Origin of the sequence: Paucibacter sp. XJ19-41 (assembly GCF_028462495.1) — a bacterium.
In the GTDB taxonomy this organism is placed as follows: Bacteria; Pseudomonadota; Gammaproteobacteria; order Burkholderiales; family Burkholderiaceae_C; genus Roseateles_E.
In genome coordinates, this window is sequence record NZ_JAQOWX010000230.1 from 1 (window position 1) to 2,736 (window position 2,736).

A 2,736-nucleotide genomic window follows, 5' to 3' on the forward strand; every position below is an offset into this window, starting at 1 on the left:
AGACCTCGGCCGGCGCGGCCGCGCCCAGCCAGGCGCTGGCCGCCGGGCCGGCCAGGCCCCACAGCGCCCAGTCGGCGCTGGCATCGCTGAGCTTGCACTTGGCCCGCAGTACAAACATCGAGAGCCGCTTCAGGGTCGGCGCCAGCAGCTCGGCCGGCAGGGCCAGCAGCAGCTCATCGCCGGTGTTCTTGACGGCCAGCAAGGTGGCCAGCAGCCGGCCCTTGGCCGAGCAGTAGCCGGCCAGCCGGGCCTGATCGAGGGTCTGCAGCGCGATGTCCTGGGTCAGCTGGCCGTGCAGAAACTTGGCGGCTTCCTCGCCCTGGGCGCGCATCAGGCCCCAGTCGGCCAGGCGCAGCGCGCCGCCGGTGATGGTGGAAGTGGTGTGGGTGGGTTCGCTCATGGCCCCGATTATCATCAGCGCCCACATCACCTTCGGAAAGCTCAGGTCTTGGCCCGCCATCGCAACAGAAGAAAACGCTCCGCCGGTCTCGGCGCCGTGGGCTGGCTGCTGAGCCTGCTGCTGCTGGCCCTGGGTCTGGCCGGGGCGGGCGCCGGCGCGGCCTGGTGGTGGCTGGACCAGCCGCTGGCGCTGGACAAGCCGGCGGTGGAGCTGTCCGTCGAGCCGGGCAGCACACCGCAGCAGGTGGCCCAGGCCTGGGTGGTGGCGGGTGTCGCCACCGATGCGCGGCTGCTCTATCAGTGGTTCCGCTGGTCGGGCCAGGCGCGCCAGATCCGCGCCGGCAGCTATGAGATCCACCAGGGCGCGACGCCGCGCGATCTGCTGAACAAGATGGTGCGCGGCGACGAGGTGCTGGAGGTGGTGCGCCTGATCGAGGGCTGGACCTTCCGCCAGTTCCGCGCCGCGCTGGCCAAGGCGCCGGCGCTCAAACCGGCCACGGCCGGCATGAGCGAGGCCCAGATCATGGCGGCGCTGGGCGCGCCCGGCATGCCGGCCGAAGGCCGCTTCTTCCCCGATACCTATGCCTACAGCCGCGGCGTCAGCGACCTGACTGTGCTCAAGCGCGCCCATGCGGCGATGGCCCGCCGGCTGGAATCGGCCTGGGCCGGCCGCGCCGACGGCCTGCCGCTGAAGAGCCTCGATGAGGCCCTGATCCTGGCCTCCATCGTCGAGAAGGAGACCGGCGCGGCGGCCGACCGCGGCCTGGTGGCCTCGGTCTTCATCAACCGCTTGCGCATCGGCATGCCGCTGCAGACCGACCCGACCGTGATCTACGGNCCATCGTCGAGAAGGAGACCGGCGCGGCGGCCGACCGCGGCCTGGTGGCCTCGGTCTTCATCAACCGCTTGCGCATCGGCATGCCGCTGCAGACCGACCCGACCGTGATCTACGGTCTCGGCGAGGCTTTCGACGGCAATCTGCGCCGCCGCGATCTGCAGACGGACACCCCTTTCAACACCTATACCCGCGGCGGCCTGCCGCCGACGCCGATTGCGATGCCCGGCGTGGCCTCGTTGCAGGCCACGCTGCATCCGCCGGCCAGCAAAGCCCTGTACTTCGTCGCCCGGGGCGACGGCAGCAGCGAGTTCAGCGAGGACCTGGCCGCGCATAATCGCGCCGTCAACAAATACCAGCGTGGTCAATAGTTTCGTGAACAGTGCCCTGGGCCGCAGCGCCCGTTTCATCAGCTTCGAAGGCATCGACGGTGCCGGCAAGTCCACCCATATCGAGGCCCTGAGCCAGCGCCTGCGCGAGCGCGGCGCCGAGCTGGTCAACACCCGCGAGCCCGGCGGCACGCCGCTGGCCGAGACCCTGCGCGGCCTGTTCCTGCACAGCGGCATGGATGAGCTGACCGAGGCGCTGCTGGTGTTTGCCGGCCGCCGCGACCATCTGGTCAAGGTCATCGAGCCGGCGCTGGCCGCCGGCAAGACCGTCGTCTGCGACCGCTTTGCCGACGCGAGCTTTGCCTATCAGGGCTATGGACGCGGCATGGATCTGGCGGTGCTGGGCAGCCTGGAGCAGTGGGTGCTGCAGGGCCGCCAGCCCGACCTGACCCTGTGGTTCGACCTGCCGGCCGAGATCGCCGCGCAGCGCCGCGCCGCCGCACGCGAGGCAGACCGCTTCGAGCAGCAGGACCTGGACTTCTTCGAGCGGGTGCGTGCCGGCTATGCGGCGCGCGCCACGGCCGCGCCCGAGCGCTTTGCCCGCATCGATGCCAGCGGCTCGATCGCCAGTGTCGCGGCCCAGATCACGGCCGTGCTGGAGTCGCGCGGATGGTGACGGACACCCTGGCCCTGCCCTGGCTGGCCGAGCCGCTGACCGAGGCCCTCGCACGCGCGCGCTCGCATGCGCTGCTGATACAGGGGCCGGCCGGTGTCGGCCAGTTCGATCTGGCCTTGCTGATGGCCCAGGCCTGGCTGTGCGAGACGCCGGTCCCCGGCTCGGGCTGGGCCTGCGGCCAGTGCGGCAGTTGCAAGCTGTTCCAGTCGCGCACCCACCCGGATTTCCAGCTGCTGATCCCCGAGGCCTTGCGCGAGCCGCTGGGCTGGGCCGCCGACGAGGGCGAGAGCAGCAAGGAAAGCAAGACCAAGCCCAGCCGCGAGATCAAGGTCGAGGCGGTGCGCCAGATGCTGAGCTTTGCTCAGGCCACCTCGGCACGTGGCCGCGCCAAGGTGGTGGTGGTCTATCCGGCCGAGGCCTTGAACACGGTGGCCGCCAATGCGCTGCTGAAGACCCTGGAAGAGCCGGCCGGCGTGCTGCGCTTCGCGCTGGCCAGC

At 70.9% G+C, this 2,736-nt stretch carries 2 protein-coding genes and 3 pseudogenes; 4 read left to right on the forward strand and 1 reads right to left on the reverse strand.

Annotated features, from left to right (window positions below; all coding sequences use genetic code 11):
* Nucleotides 1-400 (reverse strand): annotated as a pseudogene (locus PO768_RS28355) (folate-binding protein); the annotation flags it as partial.
* A 96-nt stretch (nt 401-496) separates the two neighbouring features.
* Between PO768_RS28355 and mltG (PO768_RS28360) the strand changes: the two are divergent.
* From mltG (PO768_RS28360) to PO768_RS28375, 4 genes and pseudogenes are all read left to right on the forward strand, one after another.
* Nucleotides 497-1,345: an endolytic transglycosylase MltG gene (mltG, locus tag PO768_RS28360; RefSeq protein ID WP_442953315.1), complete on the forward strand. Its 849-nt coding sequence runs from the start codon at nt 497-499 to the stop codon at nt 1,343-1,345.
* A pseudogene (mltG, locus tag PO768_RS28365) lies at nt 1,231-1,605 on the forward strand (endolytic transglycosylase MltG); the annotation flags it as partial. The gene mltG (PO768_RS28360) and the pseudogene mltG (PO768_RS28365), both read left to right, overlap by 115 nt.
* 4 nt (nt 1,606-1,609) lie before the next feature.
* Entirely contained in the window at nt 1,610-2,239 is a 630-nt protein-coding gene (gene tmk, locus PO768_RS28370) for a dTMP kinase (RefSeq protein WP_272648729.1), read from the forward strand.
* Nucleotides 2,233-2,736: pseudogene (locus tag PO768_RS28375) on the forward strand (DNA polymerase III subunit delta'); the annotation flags it as partial. The gene tmk and the pseudogene PO768_RS28375, both read left to right, overlap by 7 nt.